At 65.6% G+C, this 15,704-nt stretch carries 9 protein-coding genes; 6 read left to right on the top strand and 3 right to left on the bottom strand.

Going from position 1 to position 15,704, the window contains the following annotated elements:
* Window positions 1-150 precede the first annotated feature (150 nt).
* Together LPB260_RS18380 and LPB260_RS18375 are read left to right on the top strand one after the other, a co-directional pair.
* Complete coding sequence (locus LPB260_RS18380) at window positions 151-1,830, top strand: BCCT family transporter (RefSeq protein WP_218281502.1); 1,680 nt, start codon at window positions 151-153, stop codon at window positions 1,828-1,830.
* 925 nt (window positions 1,831-2,755) lie between these two features.
* Window positions 2,756-4,435 (top strand): BCCT family transporter, encoded by a 1,680-nt coding sequence (locus LPB260_RS18375; RefSeq protein WP_208707238.1) that lies wholly within the window; start codon window positions 2,756-2,758, stop codon window positions 4,433-4,435.
* Window positions 4,436-4,491: 56 nt separating this feature from the next.
* Here LPB260_RS18375 and LPB260_RS18370 read toward each other — a convergent pair whose 3' ends face one another.
* A complete protein-coding gene (locus LPB260_RS18370; RefSeq protein WP_208707237.1) occupies window positions 4,492-5,355 on the bottom strand; it encodes a LysR family transcriptional regulator in 864 nt (287 codons plus the stop codon).
* 129 nt (window positions 5,356-5,484) lie between these two features.
* Between LPB260_RS18370 and LPB260_RS18365 the strand changes: the two genes are divergently transcribed.
* A complete protein-coding gene (locus tag LPB260_RS18365; RefSeq protein ID WP_208707236.1) occupies window positions 5,485-8,010 on the top strand; it encodes a CoA transferase in 2,526 nt (841 codons plus the stop codon).
* Window positions 8,011-8,841: 831 nt separating this feature from the next.
* On the opposite strand, the gene gbcA is transcribed toward LPB260_RS18365, so the two are convergent.
* A complete protein-coding gene (gene gbcA / locus LPB260_RS18360; protein ID WP_208707235.1) occupies window positions 8,842-10,134 on the bottom strand; it encodes an aromatic ring-hydroxylating dioxygenase subunit alpha in 1,293 nt (430 codons plus the stop codon).
* 370 nt (window positions 10,135-10,504) lie between these two features.
* On the opposite strand from gbcA, the gene gbcB reads away from it, so the two are divergent.
* The 3 genes from gbcB to LPB260_RS18345 all read left to right on the top strand — a co-directional run bounded on the left by gbcB (window position 10,505) and on the right by LPB260_RS18345 (window position 13,614).
* Window positions 10,505-11,608: a hybrid-cluster NAD(P)-dependent oxidoreductase gene (gene gbcB, locus LPB260_RS18355; RefSeq protein ID WP_208707234.1), complete on the top strand. Its 1,104-nt coding sequence runs from the start codon at window positions 10,505-10,507 to the stop codon at window positions 11,606-11,608.
* A gap of 335 nt (window positions 11,609-11,943) precedes the next feature.
* Window positions 11,944-12,480 carry a dihydrofolate reductase family protein gene (locus LPB260_RS18350; protein ID WP_208707233.1) on the top strand — a complete coding sequence of 179 codons (537 nt, stop codon included), beginning with the start codon at window positions 11,944-11,946 and terminating at the stop codon, window positions 12,478-12,480.
* A 459-nt stretch (window positions 12,481-12,939) separates the two neighbouring features.
* A complete protein-coding gene (locus LPB260_RS18345) occupies window positions 12,940-13,614 on the top strand; it encodes a type 1 glutamine amidotransferase domain-containing protein (RefSeq protein WP_208707232.1) in 675 nt (224 codons plus the stop codon).
* Between the two features lie 25 nt (window positions 13,615-13,639).
* Here the strand turns inward: LPB260_RS18345 and fusA are convergent, their stop codons facing one another.
* Window positions 13,640-15,688 (bottom strand): elongation factor G, encoded by a 2,049-nt coding sequence (gene fusA / locus LPB260_RS18340; protein ID WP_208707231.1) that lies wholly within the window; start codon window positions 15,686-15,688, stop codon window positions 13,640-13,642.
* Between the last annotated feature and the right edge of the window lie 16 nt (window positions 15,689-15,704).

Genomic DNA, 15,704 nt, shown 5'->3' with positions numbered 1-15,704 from the left:
GCCGCAGAAGTCCTACGACTTGTGCGGTGAGAGGTCCGGCGCCAGGAGGCGCCACCGCGGTGCCAAGGTTTTCTTCGGCGCGCCGAAGAAACAGCGACATGCATGACAATTACAACAATTAGCTACGACTCCACCTGGGAGAACAAGAAAATGTCGAAAGTGAAAGAACAGTTCGGTGGCGCCCCTGGCACTACCGTGTTCAAAGAGGAGCTACTGAGTCAGTCAGGACTCTTCAAGGGCATGCACAAGGGCATGACCATCGTGTCGGCGGTGATGGTACTGGCCTTTGTGCTGTTCGCCGGATTCAACACCGAGTCGGCCGGCAAGCTCTTCGGCGCCACCCGCAGCTGGATCGAAAGCGTTTTCGGCTGGTACTACCTGGTGGCCATGGTGTTCTTCATCCTGGTCTGTTTCGTGCTGGTGTTCACCCGTCACGGCAGCGTGCGCCTGGGCGACGATAACAGTCGTCCGGACTTCAGCAATTTCGCCTGGTTCTCCATGCTGTTCTCCGCCGGTATCGGTATCGGCATCCTGTTCTTCGGCGTGGCCGAGCCGATCTTCTACCTGGATAACAGCGGCGCCTTCGGCTATCCGAACAACCCCTATGCCGACATGGCCGGGGCCACGGCCGTGGGCCATGCCCGCGCGGTCGACGCCCTGCGGGTGACCTACTTCCACTGGGGCTTCCATGGCTGGGCGGTGTACGCCATCGTCGGCCTGTCGCTGGCCTATTTCGCCTACCGCAAGAAGCTGCCGCTGGCCCTGCGCTCGGCGCTGCATCCGTTCATCGGCGACCGCATCTATGGTCCGATCGGCCATGCCGTCGACCTGATCGGCGTGCTGGGTTGCGTCTTCGGCATCGCCACTTCCCTGGGCCTGGGCGTCAGCCAGATGGCCGTGGGCCTGGAGCGCCTGATCGGCGTCGATTCCGGCACCACCACCCAGCTGGTGTTGATCGCCCTGATCTCCATCGTCTCGATCATGTCGGCGCTGTCCGGCGTGGGCCGCGGCATCAAGATCATCTCCGAGTGGAACATCATCATCTCCGCGCTGGTCGTCGCCTTCTTCCTGTTCGGCGGGCCGACCGCCTGGCTGGTGAGCATGTTCGGCGAATCGTTCGGCAGCTACCTGGTCAACTTCCTGCCGATGGGCCTGTGGTTCCCCGAGGAAGAGGGCCCGGCGGCCTGGCAGAACGGCTGGACCGTGTTCTACTGGGGCTGGTGGTTGGCGTGGGCGCCGTTCGTGGGCCTGTTCATCGCGCGCATTTCCCGCGGTCGTACCCTGCGTGAGTTCGTCATCGGCGTGCTCTGCGTGCCCACCTTCATCATCTTCGTCTGGCTGGGCATCTTCGGTGGCTCGGCGCTGTACCAGGAGCTGAACGCCGCGGGCGGCGCCGGCACCGGCGAGCTGGTCAAGCTGGTGACCGAGTGGAACCTGCCGGCGGCGCTGTTCACCGCGGCCGACGGCATCGCCGGCGACGGCGTGATGGGCTGGATCCTCTCGGCCATGCTGGTGTTCCTGCTGCTCAGCTGGTTCGTTACCTCCTCGGACTCCGGCACCCTGGTGCTGACCACCATCCTGTCCCTGGGCAACGAGGAGCCGCCGAAGCTGTTCCGCATCTTCTGGGGCGTGGTGATCGGTGCCGTGGCCGGCGTGCTGCTGGTCGCCGGCGGCCTCAGCGCGCTGCAGACCGCCAACATCGCCGCGGCGCTGCCGCTCAGCGTGGTGATCCTGCTGATGACCTTCGGCGTGCTCAAGTCGCTGATCATGGACTCCAGCGAGGTGCCGGTGGCGCCACCGCTGGCCGAACAGCCGGCGGAAAACGCCTAACTCCTACCTGACTGTACGTTCCAGTGCACGGGCCGCCTCAGGGCGGCCCGTGTCGTTTCAGCGCCTGGCCAGCGCCCCGGCCTTGCCGCAGTTGCGAGTCTGTCACGCCGCCCTGGTTGATGGGCGCGGCCATGGACGGCTGCTCGGCTGGCATCCCGGATCTATCCGCCAGGCGCCAGCTGTCCCGGGCTCAACCTGCTGTCGTTCAGCGACTGCACCAGATCCTCGAGCCCTTGCACACCTTGTCAGGCGACCCGTCGAATCGCGCAAACGGCTCCTCGGCCGCGCCTCGCGCGCGACCGCCAAGGAATGTCCATGCTCAGTGGCGGAGGCCGGTCGGGCGACGGTCTTCGGGGCTGCTGGATGCCCCCGGACGGACCCCTCGGTGAGTCGTGTTGCATCGACAGGCAGCGGGCGCCCCATTCGCGCACCGAAGCAGTGCGTGGCAATGCCGCTGCGGAAAACCCGGGTTCGTCGGCCGAACCTGACGAGGCGTTGGGCTGCGATAGCGGCAGCGCCGCCGGCAGTTCCGTTTGCGACGATCCTTTGGACAATTGCTGAAAACGCTGTTTTTCGGTGAGCGCGCAACCAGCAGATCAGGGGGCTGTGATCATTAGTTCACTGCCCCGGAGGGCCGGATAACTTCTTGAATAGTGGTGTTTTTTCTATTTTCTCTGGATGGGGGTGGGTGGCGCGAATGTTGCTGATTAGGCAGCACCGCTCGAGCGGTTATCGCGCAATGCCAACAGCTGCAGATGCCGGTGGGCAATGCGCCGCGTCACGCAGGATGAACGACCTATGTGGCGCCAGTGCAGGCGTCGTGGCGCCACGGTAGGGCGAAGCACTGCTTCGCCGAACCGGGGACGCCGCAACTCGCATGACCATCACAGCAAGCAGCTACAGCCCGACCTGGGAGAACGAATAGATGTCGAGCATCAAAGAGCAAGGCGGTGGTGCCCCCGGCAGCACCGTGTTCAGTAAAGAGTTATTGAGTCGATCCGGGCTCTTCAAAGGCATGCACAAGGGCATGACCATTGCGTCTGCCTCCATAGTCCTGGCCTTCGTCTTGTTCGCCGGGATCACGTCCGAGTTGGCCGGCTCGCTCTTTGGAGCCATGCGCAGCTGGATCGAAGACGTCTTCGGTTGGTATTACCTGGTCGTCATGGGTGTCTTCATCGCCATCTGCTTCGCGCTGGTGCTCTCTCGCCATGGCAGCGTGCGCCTGGGCGACGACGACAGTCGGCCGGACTTCAGCAACCTGGCCTGGTTCTCCATGCTGTTCTCCGCCGGTATCGGCATCGGCATCCTGTTCTTCGGTGTGGCCGAGCCGATCTTCTACCTGGATAACAGCGGCGCCTTCGGCTACCCGAACAACCCCTATGCCGACATGGCCGGCGCCACCGAGGTGGGCCATGCCCGCGCGGTGGAAGCCCTGCGCGTCACCTACTTCCACTGGGGCTTCCATGGCTGGGCGGGCTACGCCATCGTCGGCCTGTCGCTGGCCTATTTCGCCTACCGCAAGAAGCTGCCGCTGGCCCTGCGTTCGGCGCTGCATCCCTTGATCGGCGATCGCATCTATGGCCCGATCGGTCATGCCGTCGACATGATCGGCGTGCTGGGTTGCGTCTTCGGGGTCGCCACCTCCCTGGGCCTGGGCGTCAACCAGATGGCCGTGGGCCTGGAGCGCCTGATCGGCGTCGATTCCGGCACCACCACCCAGCTGGTACTGATCGGCCTGATCTCGATCGTCTCGATCATGTCGGCGCTGTCCGGCGTGGGGCGCGGTATCAAGATCATCTCCGAGTGGAACATGATCATCTCCGCCCTGGTGGTGGCGTTCTTCCTGTTCGGCGGGCCGACCGCCTGGTTGATAAGCATGTTCGGCGAGTCGCTGGGCAGCTACCTGGTCAACGTGCTGCCGATGGGCCTGTGGTTCCCCAAAGAGCAGGGCCCGGCGGCCTGGCAGAACGGCTGGACCGTGTTCTACTGGGGCTGGTGGTTGTCGTGGGCGCCGTTCGTGGGCCTGTTCATCGCGCGCATCTCCCGGGGGCGCACCCTGCGTGAGTTCGTGTTCGGCGTGCTCTGTGTGCCGACCCTGATGATCTTCGTCTGGATGGGCATCTTCGGTGGCTCGGCGCTGTACCAGGAGCTGAACGCCGCAGGTGGCGCCGGCACCGGCGAGCTGGTCAGGCTGGTGACCGAGTGGAACCTGCCGGCGGCGCTGTTCGCCGCCGCCGATGGTATCGCCGGTACCGGCGTGATGGGCTGGATCCTCTCGGCCATGCTGGTGTTCCTGCTGCTCAGCTGGTTCGTCACCTCCTCGGACTCCGGCACCCTGGTGCTGACCACCATCCTGTCCCTGGGCAACGAGGAGCCGCCGAAGCTGTTCCGCATCTTCTGGGGCAGCGTGATCGGTGCCGTGGCTGGGGTGCTGCTGCTCGCCGGCGGTCTCAATGCGCTGCAGACCGTCAATATCGCCGCCGCGCTGCCGGTCAGCGTGGTGATCCTGCTGATGACCTTCGGTCTGCTCAAGTCGCTGATCATGGACTCCAGCGAGGTGCCGGTGAAGCCGATTCTGGGCGGACAGCCGGCGGATATCGCCTGACGCTTGCTGCTTCCGCGTTATCTGACACGGGCCGCCTCAGGGCGGCCCGTGTCGTTTCAGCGCGGTTGCCGGTTGCCCTCGATGACCCCGCCGAGGGCGTCGAGGGCCCGCTGCAGCAGGCCGGCGTCGAGGGCGTCGCGGGCGTAGGTGACGAAGATCGGGCGCTTGAACTCCGGCGCATCGGCCACCCGTGACAGCGTTCCGTCCTTGAGCAAGGCGGCCACCTGGCGTTTCGGCAGGTAGGCCGCGCCGCCGTTGTCGAGCAGCCAGGGCAGCCCCAGTTCGGCGAAGCCGCAGCTCAGGCGACTGTTCTGCAGTTGCGGCAGACGTTCGGAGTGGGCGGCGTTGTAGCCCCAGCCCCAGTCGATATACAGGTAGTTGTCCACGGACACCTGGGCCAGTGCGGTGGCGCCGTTGGCGACCATCAGCAGGCGGTCCTCGCCGGCCTGCTCGACCACCAGGCCGGCGGTGGTGTCGGCGACGAAGATCAGACCGATGTCGAGGATTCCGGCCGAGACCTGGCGGACGATCTCGCTTGAATAGTCGGCCTCAAGGTGCAGGTGCAGCCCTGGCGCCTGCCGGTTCAGGGCGCTGCCCCATTTGAACAGCAGGTCGCTGGCCAGGCTGGGGTGAGCGCCGAGGCGCAGCAGGCCGGCGCTGTCGTCGCGCAGCGACAGCTCGCGTTTGGCCCGCTGCCAGCGCTGCTGCAGGGCCATGGCGTGCTGGTAGAACTGGCGCCCGGCGGGCGTCAGGGCCATGCCTTCATGGCTGCGGCTGAACAGCTGCTGATCCAGCTGCTCCTCGAGCAGCTTGATGCGGGTGCTGACCGCCGACTTGGTCAGGCACAGCTGCTCGGCACAGAGGCTGAGGCGCTTGAGGTCGGCCAGGGTCAGGAAGGTCTTGATCGCTTGCAGGTCCATCGCTGCCCCCGGGCGCTTTGCCCTGTACAAAAAAATCGAACGGCCAGTGCGAAACTATCCGATATGCGCCGGGGCGGCAATTTCCTAGGCTCGCTGGAGTTAACTCCACACTTACAGCGGCAGGTGAGCATGAACGCGAGCAAGCAGCGCCCCCTGGGCGGATACCGGGTTGTCGATTTCGGCCAGTACATCGCCGGGCCGGCGGTGGCCATGATGCTGGCCGACCAGGGCGCCGAGGTGGTCCATATCGACCCGCCCGAGGGGCCGCGCTGGGACAACCCGGCCGACGCCATCCTCAACCGCGGCAAGCAGCGCATCAGTCTCGACCTGCATAGCGAGGCCGACCTGCAACTGGCGATCGACCTGGTCCGGCATGCCGACGTGCTGGTGGAGAACTTCCGTCCGGGGGTAATGGAGCGCCTCGGTCTCGGCGCCGAGGCGATGCGCGCGTTGAATCCGGCGCTGGTCTATCTGTCCCTGCCGGGCTTCTCCGAGAAGGATGAGGAGTTCGCGGGGCTGCCGGCCTGGGAAGGCATCATCGCCGCGGCCGTGGGCCAGTTCACCGACATGGGCCTGAGCCGGGTGCTGATGGGCATCACGCCGTCGTTTTCGCCGCTGCCCCTGGCCTCGGCCTACGCCTCGGTACTGGGCGCCACCGCGGTGACCCTGGCGCTGTTCGCCAGGGCCAGCAGCGGGCAGGGCGAGCGCATCGAGGTGCCGATCGCCGCCGCGCTGATGGAGGGGCTGGCCTACAACTCCATGCACATCGAAGGGCTGCCGGAGCGCTACAAGTCGCTGCGCGAGCGGGAAATCGAGCGCCGGCGCAACAACGGCCTGCCGCTGAATCTGCAGTACGCCGATCTGCAGGAGTTCCTCGATCCCTTCTATCGCACCTATGTCTGCCAGGACGGCCGGCCCTTCTATTCGGTCAACTGCTCCCATGCCCGCCACCCGATCGCCTGCCTGCAGGTGCTCGGCCTGTGGGAGGAGATCGCCGCGCTGGGCATTCCAACCCACAGCCCGTATCTGGACGTGGCGGACTGGCCGGAGGGCGCCGAGTGCACGCTGCTGTCCTATCCGCTGTCGCGGCAGTGGGCGGACCTGGTCTCGGAGAAGATGAAGGCGGCGTTCCTGAGCAGGCCGGCCTACGAATGGCAGCGGCTGTTCGGCGAGGCCGGGGTGCCGGGCTGTGCCCACCAGCTGACCCGCGAATGGCTGGCCAGCGAGCACGCCCTGCAGTCGCACAGTGTGCTGCAGGTCGAAGACCCGCGTTACGGCGCCATGCGCCAGCTGGGCAACATCTGCTGGCTGCAAGGCGACGGTGCGGTGCTCGACAAGCAGCCGGCGCAGGCGCCCCATACGGACCGCGGCGCCGTGCTGCAGCTGCTGGAGAGCTGGCGCGATCACCCCAGCACGCTGCCCGACGCCGATCCGGCGGCGCCGGCCCGGGGCTGGCTGGAGGGCGTGCGCATCCTCGACCTGACCAACGTGATCGCCGGGCCGACCATCGCCTGCACCCTGGCCCGCTTCGGTGCGGAGGTGATCAGCATCGATCCGCCGCAGCCGGCCCTGGACCCCTGGAACACCACCGTCTTCGGCATGCAGGCCAACCAGGGCAAGCGCAGCGTGCTGCTCGACCTGAAGAGCCCCGAGGGCCAGGCGCTGCTGGACAGGCTGCTGCCCCAGGTGGACGTGGTCACCATCAACGCCAGCGACGCGCAGCTGGAGCGCCTCGGCCTGTCGGCGGAACGTCTGCAGCGAATCAACCCGCAGCTGATCCTCTGCCAGTTCGACGCCTTCGGTGGCCCCACGGCGGGGCCGCGCAGCAACCATCCGGGCTATGACGATTTGGTGCAGGCGACCACCGGCATCATGGCGCGCTTCGGCGGCGGCATCGAGACGCCGGAGGAGCATGCCCACTTCGGCACCATCGATGTGTTGGGCGGCTACTGCGCCGCCCACGCCATCGGCGTGGCGCTGGTCAAGCGGGCCAATGGCCAGGGGGGCTCGGTGGCGCGCAGCTCGCTGGTGGCGGCCGGTCAGCTGATCCAGGTGCCGTTCATGTACGACTACCCCGGACGCGGTCCCTTCGACGAGCCGAGCGGGCGCGAGGTGAAGGGCGCCCATGCCTTCTATCGCTGCTACCAGGCGCTGGACGGCTGGCTGTTCCTGGCGCTGGACCGGCGCAGCCAGCTGGCCGATCTGGCGCGGGCCCTGCAATTGCCCGAGCTGGCAAGCGCCGACCAGAAGACGGCCGAGCAGTGCCTGGAAAGCCTGTTCCGCAGCCAGGCGATGGGCCACTGGCAGGCACTGCTGGCGCCGGTCGATATCGGCTGCCAGCCCCTGGGGCGCATGAGCCAGTTGCGCGAGTCGTCGCTGATGAACGAGGCCGGCGGCATCGACCTGAACGGCCCGAAGACCGTGGCCTTTATCGAGTACCCGGAACACCCCTGTGGCCATCGGGTGGCGCTGATCGCACCGAACTCGATCCGTCTGCAGCGGGCGCCCGTGCGCTTGCCGGGAAAGATGGCGAAATATGGCAGCGATACCCGCGCCGTGCTGCAGCAACTGGGCTGCACGGCGGAGCAGGTCGAGCAGATGATCGAACAGGGCGTGGCCGCTGAGCAGTGGTCGGAGCGCTACCTGCCGAGTTGATCGGTGCGCAGCATCAGAACCTCGTGGCCCGCGGCCGGTCATTGGCCGTGGGCCTTGCGCTGCAGCCCTTACGAGGGCTTCTGCAAGAGCACCTGAGCGCGGCACCGGGCCGTGAAGTAGGGGGTATTGTGGGGAGGGGCAGGTGGAGGCGCGCGGAATGAGTGCGCAGCGCACAAAGCACGAAGGGGAGCCTAGGCTCCCCTTCAAACTATTGCGGCGTGCTTTGTTTTTCTTGTTGAACGATCTGTTGTTCTTGTTCTCGTTCCAAACCGTCTTGTCCGATCCCATCGAGGGATCAAGGGCAAACGTATTTTTTTGGATGCTGGCAGCGTCTTGTCACCAAGTGATCCGACCGGAGCGGCGTGCTACCTTCAGGTAGTTTTATTCTTATCGCCTAGGTCGCGGGGCTGACCCCGAAACGCACACCCTTTCCAAAAAAATCTGTTTGCGACTCTTCTGTCCTGTTGTTTTTGTTGTCGCAGAGCCGAGACGTTTTCTTTTTTGCTTTATTGTTTTTGTGCCATAGATAAAGCATTTGCCGTGCCAGTATTTTTTTATCCTTATAAATCAATGACTTGTCTGATTTCATGATTTTTCAGGCGACCCCGGGGCAGAGGATTTTGTGGTGCTACTACCCGGTTTTGTTACCCACGGGATCGGGGGGTAACACGCCCGGCCTGGGTGGGGGAGGTGTTACGAGGCGCCTGGCGGGGAGGTCGCGAGGCATAAAAAAACCCTCCAAAGCCGGGGCTTGGAGGGTTGGGAAGTGCCCGTCAGGGCCTCAGTGTGCAGCCAGTAGCGGCGGGCGACCAACCCGCCGGTGAAGCTCTGTTACTCGGCGGGGACACCCTTCAGGTAGGGGGCCGGTTCGGCGCCGAGGTTGTTCAGCATGCGCTCGCTGTACCAGTCGAGGAAGTTGACCACGCCGAACTCGTAGGTCTTGGAGTAGGGGCCCGGCTGGTAGGCGGTGGAGTTGATGCCGCGCTGGTTCTCTTCGCCCAGGCGACGGTCCTGCTCGTTGGTGGCGTCCCAGACCTGGCGCAGGCGCGCGACGTCGTAGTCGACGCCTTCCACGGCGTCCTTGTGCACCAGCCACTTGGTGATGACGATCGACTCCTGGGCGCTGACCGGCCACACGGTGAAGTTGATGATGTGGTCACCCATGCAGTGGTTCCACGAGTGCGGCAGGTGGAGGATGCGCATGGAACCCAGGTCCGGGTTCTGGATGCGGCCCATCAGCTTCTTGCTGCCCTGCTTGCCGTCCATGGTCATGGACACGGTGCCCTTGAGCAGCGGCATGCGCACGATACGGTTGCGCAGGCCGTAACCGGCGTGCAGGTAAGGGATCTTCTCGGCTTCCCACTTGGCGGCGGACTCGGCCACGTGGTCCTTGAAGGCCTGGTCGGCACGCGGGTCGTTGGTGTCGTCCCACTCCAGCAGGCTGTTGAGCAGTTCCGGGTGCGAACCGCTGCAGTGGTAGCACTCGCGGTTGTTTTCCAGCACCAGCTTCCAGTTGGCCTTCTCCATCATGGTGCTCTGCACCGCGACCTTGGCGTTCTCCATGTCGTAGGGCTCCATGTAGTGGGCCAGACCGGAGAGGAACTCGTCGATTGCCGGTGGGTTCTCCGCCAGGGAGATGAAGATGAAGCCGCCGGCGGTCTTGCAGTGCACCGGCTTGAGGCCGTACTGCTTCATGTCGAAGTCGGGGCCCATCTCGGTGCCGGCGAACAGCAGGCGGCCGTCGATCTCGTAGGTCCACTGGTGGTACGGGCAGACCAGCTTGGCGACCTTGCCCTTGTCGCTGGTGCACAGGCGCGAGCCGCGGTGGCGGCAGACGTTGTGGAAGGCATGCACGACGCCTTCGGCGCCACGGATCACGATGATCGGGTTGTCGCCCAGTTGCAGGGTCAGGTAGTTGCCCTTGGCCGGGACCTCGCAAGTCATGCCGGCGATCAGCCACTCCTTGTGGAAGATCTCCTGCATGTCGATCTTGAACAGGCGCTCGTCGTTGTAGAACGGCTGCGGCAGCGAGAAGGTGCGCTCACGGTTGTGCAGCATCTCGGCCGTGGCCTTGCGTGCAGGCTCTAGTGGATCGCCCAGGCTCAGAGTGGAAGTGACGTCCATCGGTAACTCCTCAGTGGCGGAAGCACTCGCTGCTCGCGCCGGAATAAAGTGGCTGTTTCGGTTGCTACGCAAGGCGGCGTGGCACCCCTCAATTATCGCCCGCCGAGCGGCGTTTTGCTGCGCGCAAATATAAGGGGGCGTGCGCTCTTATCCATTTGCTTCGGCTGGAATCGAGTTTGGATGGCGGCGCTAAGCTAACCTTATCCATGGGCGACATGGCGGCATCCGTTTCCGACGCTGCAAACCGCGTGTTCTGCGGCAGGTCGCGATAAGTATGTGGATGTCGCTGACAGGTAAGTGGCGGCGGCGGGCGTTACGCACAATCCGCCGCATATTAGGCCGATGTCCGGCCGTGCGCGGAGAGACGTCCATGACGACGAACGACTTCCTCAATCCGGTTACGACCCAGACCTGGAGCAACGGCCGCCACCTGGTGCGCTGCGTCAAGGTCATCCAGGAAACCTGGGATGTTCGCACCTTCTGCTTTATGGCCGAACAGCCGGTGCTGTTCTTCTTCAAGCCCGGGCAGTTCGTGACCCTGGAGCTGGAGATCGACGGCCAGCCGATCATGCGCTCCTACACCATTTCCAGCGCGCCTTCGGTGCCCTACAGCTTCTCCGTCACCATCAAGCGGGTGCCTGGCGGCAAGGTGTCCAACTGGCTGCACGACAACCTCAAGGAAGGCGATGAGTTGCCGGTGCACGGTCCGGTCGGGCTGTTCAACGCCATCGACTTCCCGGCCGAGAAGGTGCTGTACCTCAGCGGCGGCGTCGGCATCACCCCGGTGATGTCCATGGCCCGCTGGTTCTACGACACCAACGCCAACGTCGACATGGTCTTCGTCCACAGCGCGCGCACGCCCAAGGACATCATCTATCACCGCGAGCTGGAACACATGGCCGCGCGGATCAACAACTTCAGCCTGCACGTGATCTGCGAGAAGCATGGCCTGGGTGAAGCCTGGGCCGGCTACCGCGGTTACCTCAATCTGAAGATGCTGGAACTGATCGCCCCGGACTATCAGGAGCGGGAAATCTTCTGCTGCGGCCCGACGCCGTACATGAACGCGATCAAGCACCTGCTTCAGGTCAACGGTTTCGACATGTCGCGCTACCACGAGGAATCCTTCGGCGCCACGCCGGCGGACGTCCGCGAGGAGGTCAAGGAACTGGCTGCCGAGGCCGCTGAAGCCGAGCCGGTGCCGCTGTCCGAGCAGCTGATGGTGGAATTCACCAGCACCGGCAAGAGCGTGCGCATCGAGCCGGGCGAGACCGTGCATGCGGCCGCCGCCAAGCTCGGTCTGCATATCCCCAAGGCCTGCGGCATGGGCATCTGCGGTACCTGCAAGGTGATGAAGACCGCCGGCGAAGTGACCATGGAGCACAACGGCGGGATCACCGACGAGGACGTCGCCGAAGGCTTCATCCTGTCCTGCTGCAGCGTGCCCCAGGGCGACGTGGTCATCGACTACTAAGGCCCGCAGCCGATACCTTGCCGGACCCGCTCGGGGCCGGCAAGGCGCTTCCTTTCTGCGGCCCCCTCACTCCGAAAGCCGCCCAGACCGTCCCGCCCATCCCCCGATCCGCCACCGCTTTCCGCTATTTCACCGTCGCCCCAGCGTCTGTTGAGCTGCCGGGTGCTCCGTACCTTGCGCTTCCGTTTAGCGGCCTGCGCAGTACCCTTGGGCAGTTCGTTGCCTGTCGTCGCCGGCTGGCTGCTAGATTAGGGCTGGTAACTGGCGGCGGGCGCAGCCGCCAGGGAATATCCCGCAAATCGAGCGCCTGGCGTGGCCGGGTGCGAGGAGGCAGGATGAAAACGTCCGTGTATATCGCCACCAGTCTCGATGGCTTCATCGCTCGTGCCGATGGCGCGCTCGACTGGCTGCCGGCCGGGGGCGCCGAAGAGGGCGCCGAGGATTATGGTTACGCAGAGTTCATGAGCACGGTCGATGCGGTGGTCATGGGCCGCTGTACCTACGAGCAGGTCCAGCGTTTCGACGAATGGCCCTATGCCGACACCCCGGTGGTGGTACTCAGCCGCCGCACGCGAAAGATTCCCGCGCCGCTGGCCGCCAGCGTCGAGGTCATGTCCTGCCCCCCGCCTGAAGTGATCGAGCGCATGGCGGAGCGGGGCGCCAAGCACCTGTATATCGACGGCGGGCAGACCATCCAGGGCTTCCTGCGCGCCGGGCTGATCCAGCAGCTGATCCTGACCCGGGTGCCGATCCTCATTGGCACCGGCATCCCGCTGTTCGGGCCGCTGTTGCATGACATCCGCTGGCACCACATGGCCACCCGCACCTTCGCCAATGGCCTGGTGCAGAGTCGCTACACGCGAGTCGTTTGACCGCGGCGGCTGCGCGGCTCGCGCCGGACGAAAAACGTACAGCCGGCGGCAGCCCCAGGCCCGCCTGCCGTGGCGCATAGTGAGCACAGTTTATCCACAGCACGGCCCACAGATACTGTGGCTAACTGCTGCAGCTAACTTTATGAAATCGTTCATAAAGTGCTCTGGTGGCCGGAGCCCTGCTGGGGCGTCGCCTGGCGGCGGTTCTGCACACTTTATCCACAGCGTCATCCACCGAAATCCGGGATAGATGCCCTGGGCTTGCGGCCATGCCGTTCGGGCGGTCCGGCGAGCTGATCAGCGACTGAGCAAAGCGCTGCGGGCGATGGCCATATGTCCATGCCAGCGATGAGCGCTTTTTGAATTATCGAGTCATCTGCCTGTCCCTAACCTGCGGGGCCTGGCGCCTGTGAGGTGCCCGCCCGCTAGCCCCGCTTCCCACTTCCACCGGAGATGCCCATGAAGATCCTGATGATCCTGACCTCGCACGACCAGCTTGGCGACACCGGCAAGAAGACCGGCTTCTGGCTGGAGGAGTTCGCCGCGCCCTACTACGTGTTCAAGGATGCGGGCGCCAGCATCACCCTGGCCTCGCCCAAGGGCGGTCAGCCGCCCCTGGACCCCAACAGCGATGCGGCGGACGCGCAGACGCCGGCGACCGAGCGCTTCAAGCAGGATGGCGCGGCGCAGCAGGCGCTGGCCAATACCCGGGTGCTCGACAGCGTCAGGATGCAGGACTTCGATGCGCTGTTCTATCCCGGTGGCCACGGCCCGCTCTGGGACCTGGCCGAGAATGCCACCTCGATCGCCCTGATCGAGCAGTTCCATGGCGCCGGCAAGCCGATTGCCGCGGTGTGCCATGCCCCGGCGGTGTTCAGGCACACCAAGGGCGGCGACGGCAAGCCGCTGGTCAGCGGGCACCGGGTCACCGGCTTCAGCAACAGCGAAGAACAGGCCGTACAGCTGAGCGAGGTGGTGCCGTTTCTGCTCGAGGACATGCTCAAGGAGAAGGGCGGGCAGTACTCCCGGGACGACGACTGGCAGAGCCACGTGGTCGAGGACGGCCTGCTGATCACCGGGCAGAATCCGGCGTCTTCCGAGGCGGCCGCCGAGGCTTTGCTCAAGCGCCTGTAAAGCCGCCGGGCATGGCCCTAGCGCGCTATTCGTCCTCCGGGGCCGTTGCCTTGTGGCTGGCCACCAGGCGTTGCTGCACTTCCGCCGGCACCGCGCTGTAGTGGCTCAACTCCAGGTTGTAGGCGCCTTGGCCTGCGGTGATCGACTTGAGGCGTCCGCCGTAGCCGTCCAGTTCGGCCAGCGGCACCTGCCCCCGGACCAGCGCCAGGCCCTGGGCCGTGGCCTCGCTGCCGAGCACCTGGCCGCGGCGGCCGACCAGGTCGGTGGTGATGTCGCCGAGCTTGCTCTCCGGGGTGGTGATCTCGATGTTGGCGATCGGCTCGAGGGCGATGCAGCCGGCGCCCCGCAGGGCATCGAGCATGGCCTTGCGTCCGGCTGCCTGGAAGGCGATGTCCTTGGAGTCGACGGCGTGGCTCTTGCCGTCGTAGACCGTGACCTTGAGGTCCTCGACCGGGTGGCCGGTCAGTGGGCCGGCCTCCAGCACCGAGCGCACGCCCTTTTCCACCGACGGAATGAACTGTGAGGGAATCACCCCGCCCTTTACCGCATCGACGAACTCGAACCCGGCGCCGCGGGCCAGTGGCTCGACGCGCAGAAACACCTCGCCGAACTGCCCGGCGCCGCCGGTCTGCTTCTTGTGCCGGCTATGGCCCTCGGCCGCCCGGGTGATGGTCTCGCGGTAGGGCACCCGCGGCGGGCGGGTCTTCACCTCGACCTTGTAGGTGCCGGCCAGCCGGTCGAGCAGGTAGCGCAGGTGCAGCTCACCCATGCCGCGCAACACGGTTTCCTGGGTGCTGGGGTGGTAGTCGAGCCTCACGCAGGGGTCTTCGGCCAGCAGGCGGTGCAGCACCTCGGCGATGCGCTGCTCGTCGCCGCGGCGCTTGGCCTCGATGGCCAGGCCCTGCATGGGCGCGGGGAAGCCCAGGGGCTGGAGGTGGATGCGGTCTTCGTCGTGGGAGTCGTGCAGCACGGCATCGAATTCCAGCTCTTCGACCTTGCTCACCGCGCCGAAGTCGCCGGGCACCAGCTGCGTCACCTCGTCGTAGCGCTTGCCCTGCAGGCGCAGCAGGTGGCCGACCTTGAACGGCTTCTTGGCCTCGCCGATGTAAAGCTGCATGTCGCGGCGCAGGGTGCCCTGATGCACGCGGAAGATCCCCAGCTTGCCGACGAAGGGGTCCATCACCACCTTGAACACGTGGGCCAGCACATGGCGCTGCGGGTCGGGCTGCGAGCGAAACGGCTTGGCGCTCGCGCCTTCGCCCTTGAAGAACAGCGGGGGATTGCCCTCGCGCGGATTGGGCGCCAGGCGTACGAGCATATCCAGCAGTTCGCCGACGCCGGCGCCGCTGCGCGCCGAGACGAAGCACAGGGGGATCAGGTGGCCCTCGCGCAGCGCCTGTGCGAATGGCGCGTGCAACTCCTCGGGGTTGATCTCGCCCTGTTCCAGGTAGCGCGCCATCAGCGCCTCGTCGACCTCCACCACCTGGTCGACCAGGGCCCGGTGGGCCTCGGTCACCGAAGAGAAGTCGGCTTCGCCATCGGGATTGAAGAAGCAGTCGACCACCCGGCTGGCACCAGCGGCTGGCAGGTTGAGCGGCAGCACCTCCTTGCCGAAGGCCTCGCGCAGTTCCTCGAGCAACAGCGGCAGGTCGACGCGCTCGGCATCGATCTTGTTCACCACCAGCATCCGGCACAGGCGCCGCTCGCCGGCCAGGGCCATCATCCGCCGGGTGTTCAGCTCGATGCCGCTCTGCGCATTGACCACCACCAGCGCGGTGTCCACCGCGGCCAGGGCGGCGATGGACTGGCCGATGAAGTCGGGATAGCCCGGCGTGTCGATCAGGTTGATCTCGGCCCCCTGGTAGCTGCAGTGGGCCAGCGCCGAGGACAGGGAGTGGCGGTACTCGCGCTCCAGCGGGTCGAAGTCGCAGACCGTGTCGCCACGCTCCAGGGTGCCCATGCTGGCCAGGGTGCCGCTGTGCTGCAGCAGCGCCTCGACCAGGCTGGTCTTGCCGCCGTCGGCATGGCCGACCAGCGCGGCCGTGCGTATGGCCTCGACCGGATAGTTCGCCATGTGTGCCTCCCTCAGC

Source organism: Pseudomonas sp. LPB0260, from assembly GCF_013388395.1.
The sequence above is the reverse complement of the archived record's forward strand: the minus strand, read 5'-3'. Positions and strand labels throughout refer to the sequence as shown.

What these genes read in the sequence shown, in the direction of transcription:
- LPB260_RS18375 (WP_208707238.1), top strand. Translation starts at nt 2,756, where the DNA reads ATGTCGAGCATCAAAGAGCAAGGCGGTGGTGCCCCCGGCAGCACCGTG.
- gbcA (WP_208707235.1), bottom strand. Translation starts at nt 10,134, where the DNA reads ATGGACGTCACTTCCACTCTGAGCCTGGGCGATCCACTAGAGCCTGCA.
- LPB260_RS18370 (WP_208707237.1), bottom strand. Translation starts at nt 5,355, where the DNA reads ATGGACCTGCAAGCGATCAAGACCTTCCTGACCCTGGCCGACCTCAAG.
- LPB260_RS18350 (WP_208707233.1), top strand. Translation starts at nt 11,944, where the DNA reads ATGAAAACGTCCGTGTATATCGCCACCAGTCTCGATGGCTTCATCGCT.
- LPB260_RS18365 (WP_208707236.1), top strand. Translation starts at nt 5,485, where the DNA reads ATGAACGCGAGCAAGCAGCGCCCCCTGGGCGGATACCGGGTTGTCGAT.
- fusA (WP_208707231.1), bottom strand. Translation starts at nt 15,688, where the DNA reads ATGGCGAACTATCCGGTCGAGGCCATACGCACGGCCGCGCTGGTCGGC.
- LPB260_RS18345 (WP_208707232.1), top strand. Translation starts at nt 12,940, where the DNA reads ATGAAGATCCTGATGATCCTGACCTCGCACGACCAGCTTGGCGACACC.
- LPB260_RS18380 (WP_218281502.1), top strand. Translation starts at nt 151, where the DNA reads ATGTCGAAAGTGAAAGAACAGTTCGGTGGCGCCCCTGGCACTACCGTG.
- gbcB (WP_208707234.1), top strand. Translation starts at nt 10,505, where the DNA reads ATGACGACGAACGACTTCCTCAATCCGGTTACGACCCAGACCTGGAGC.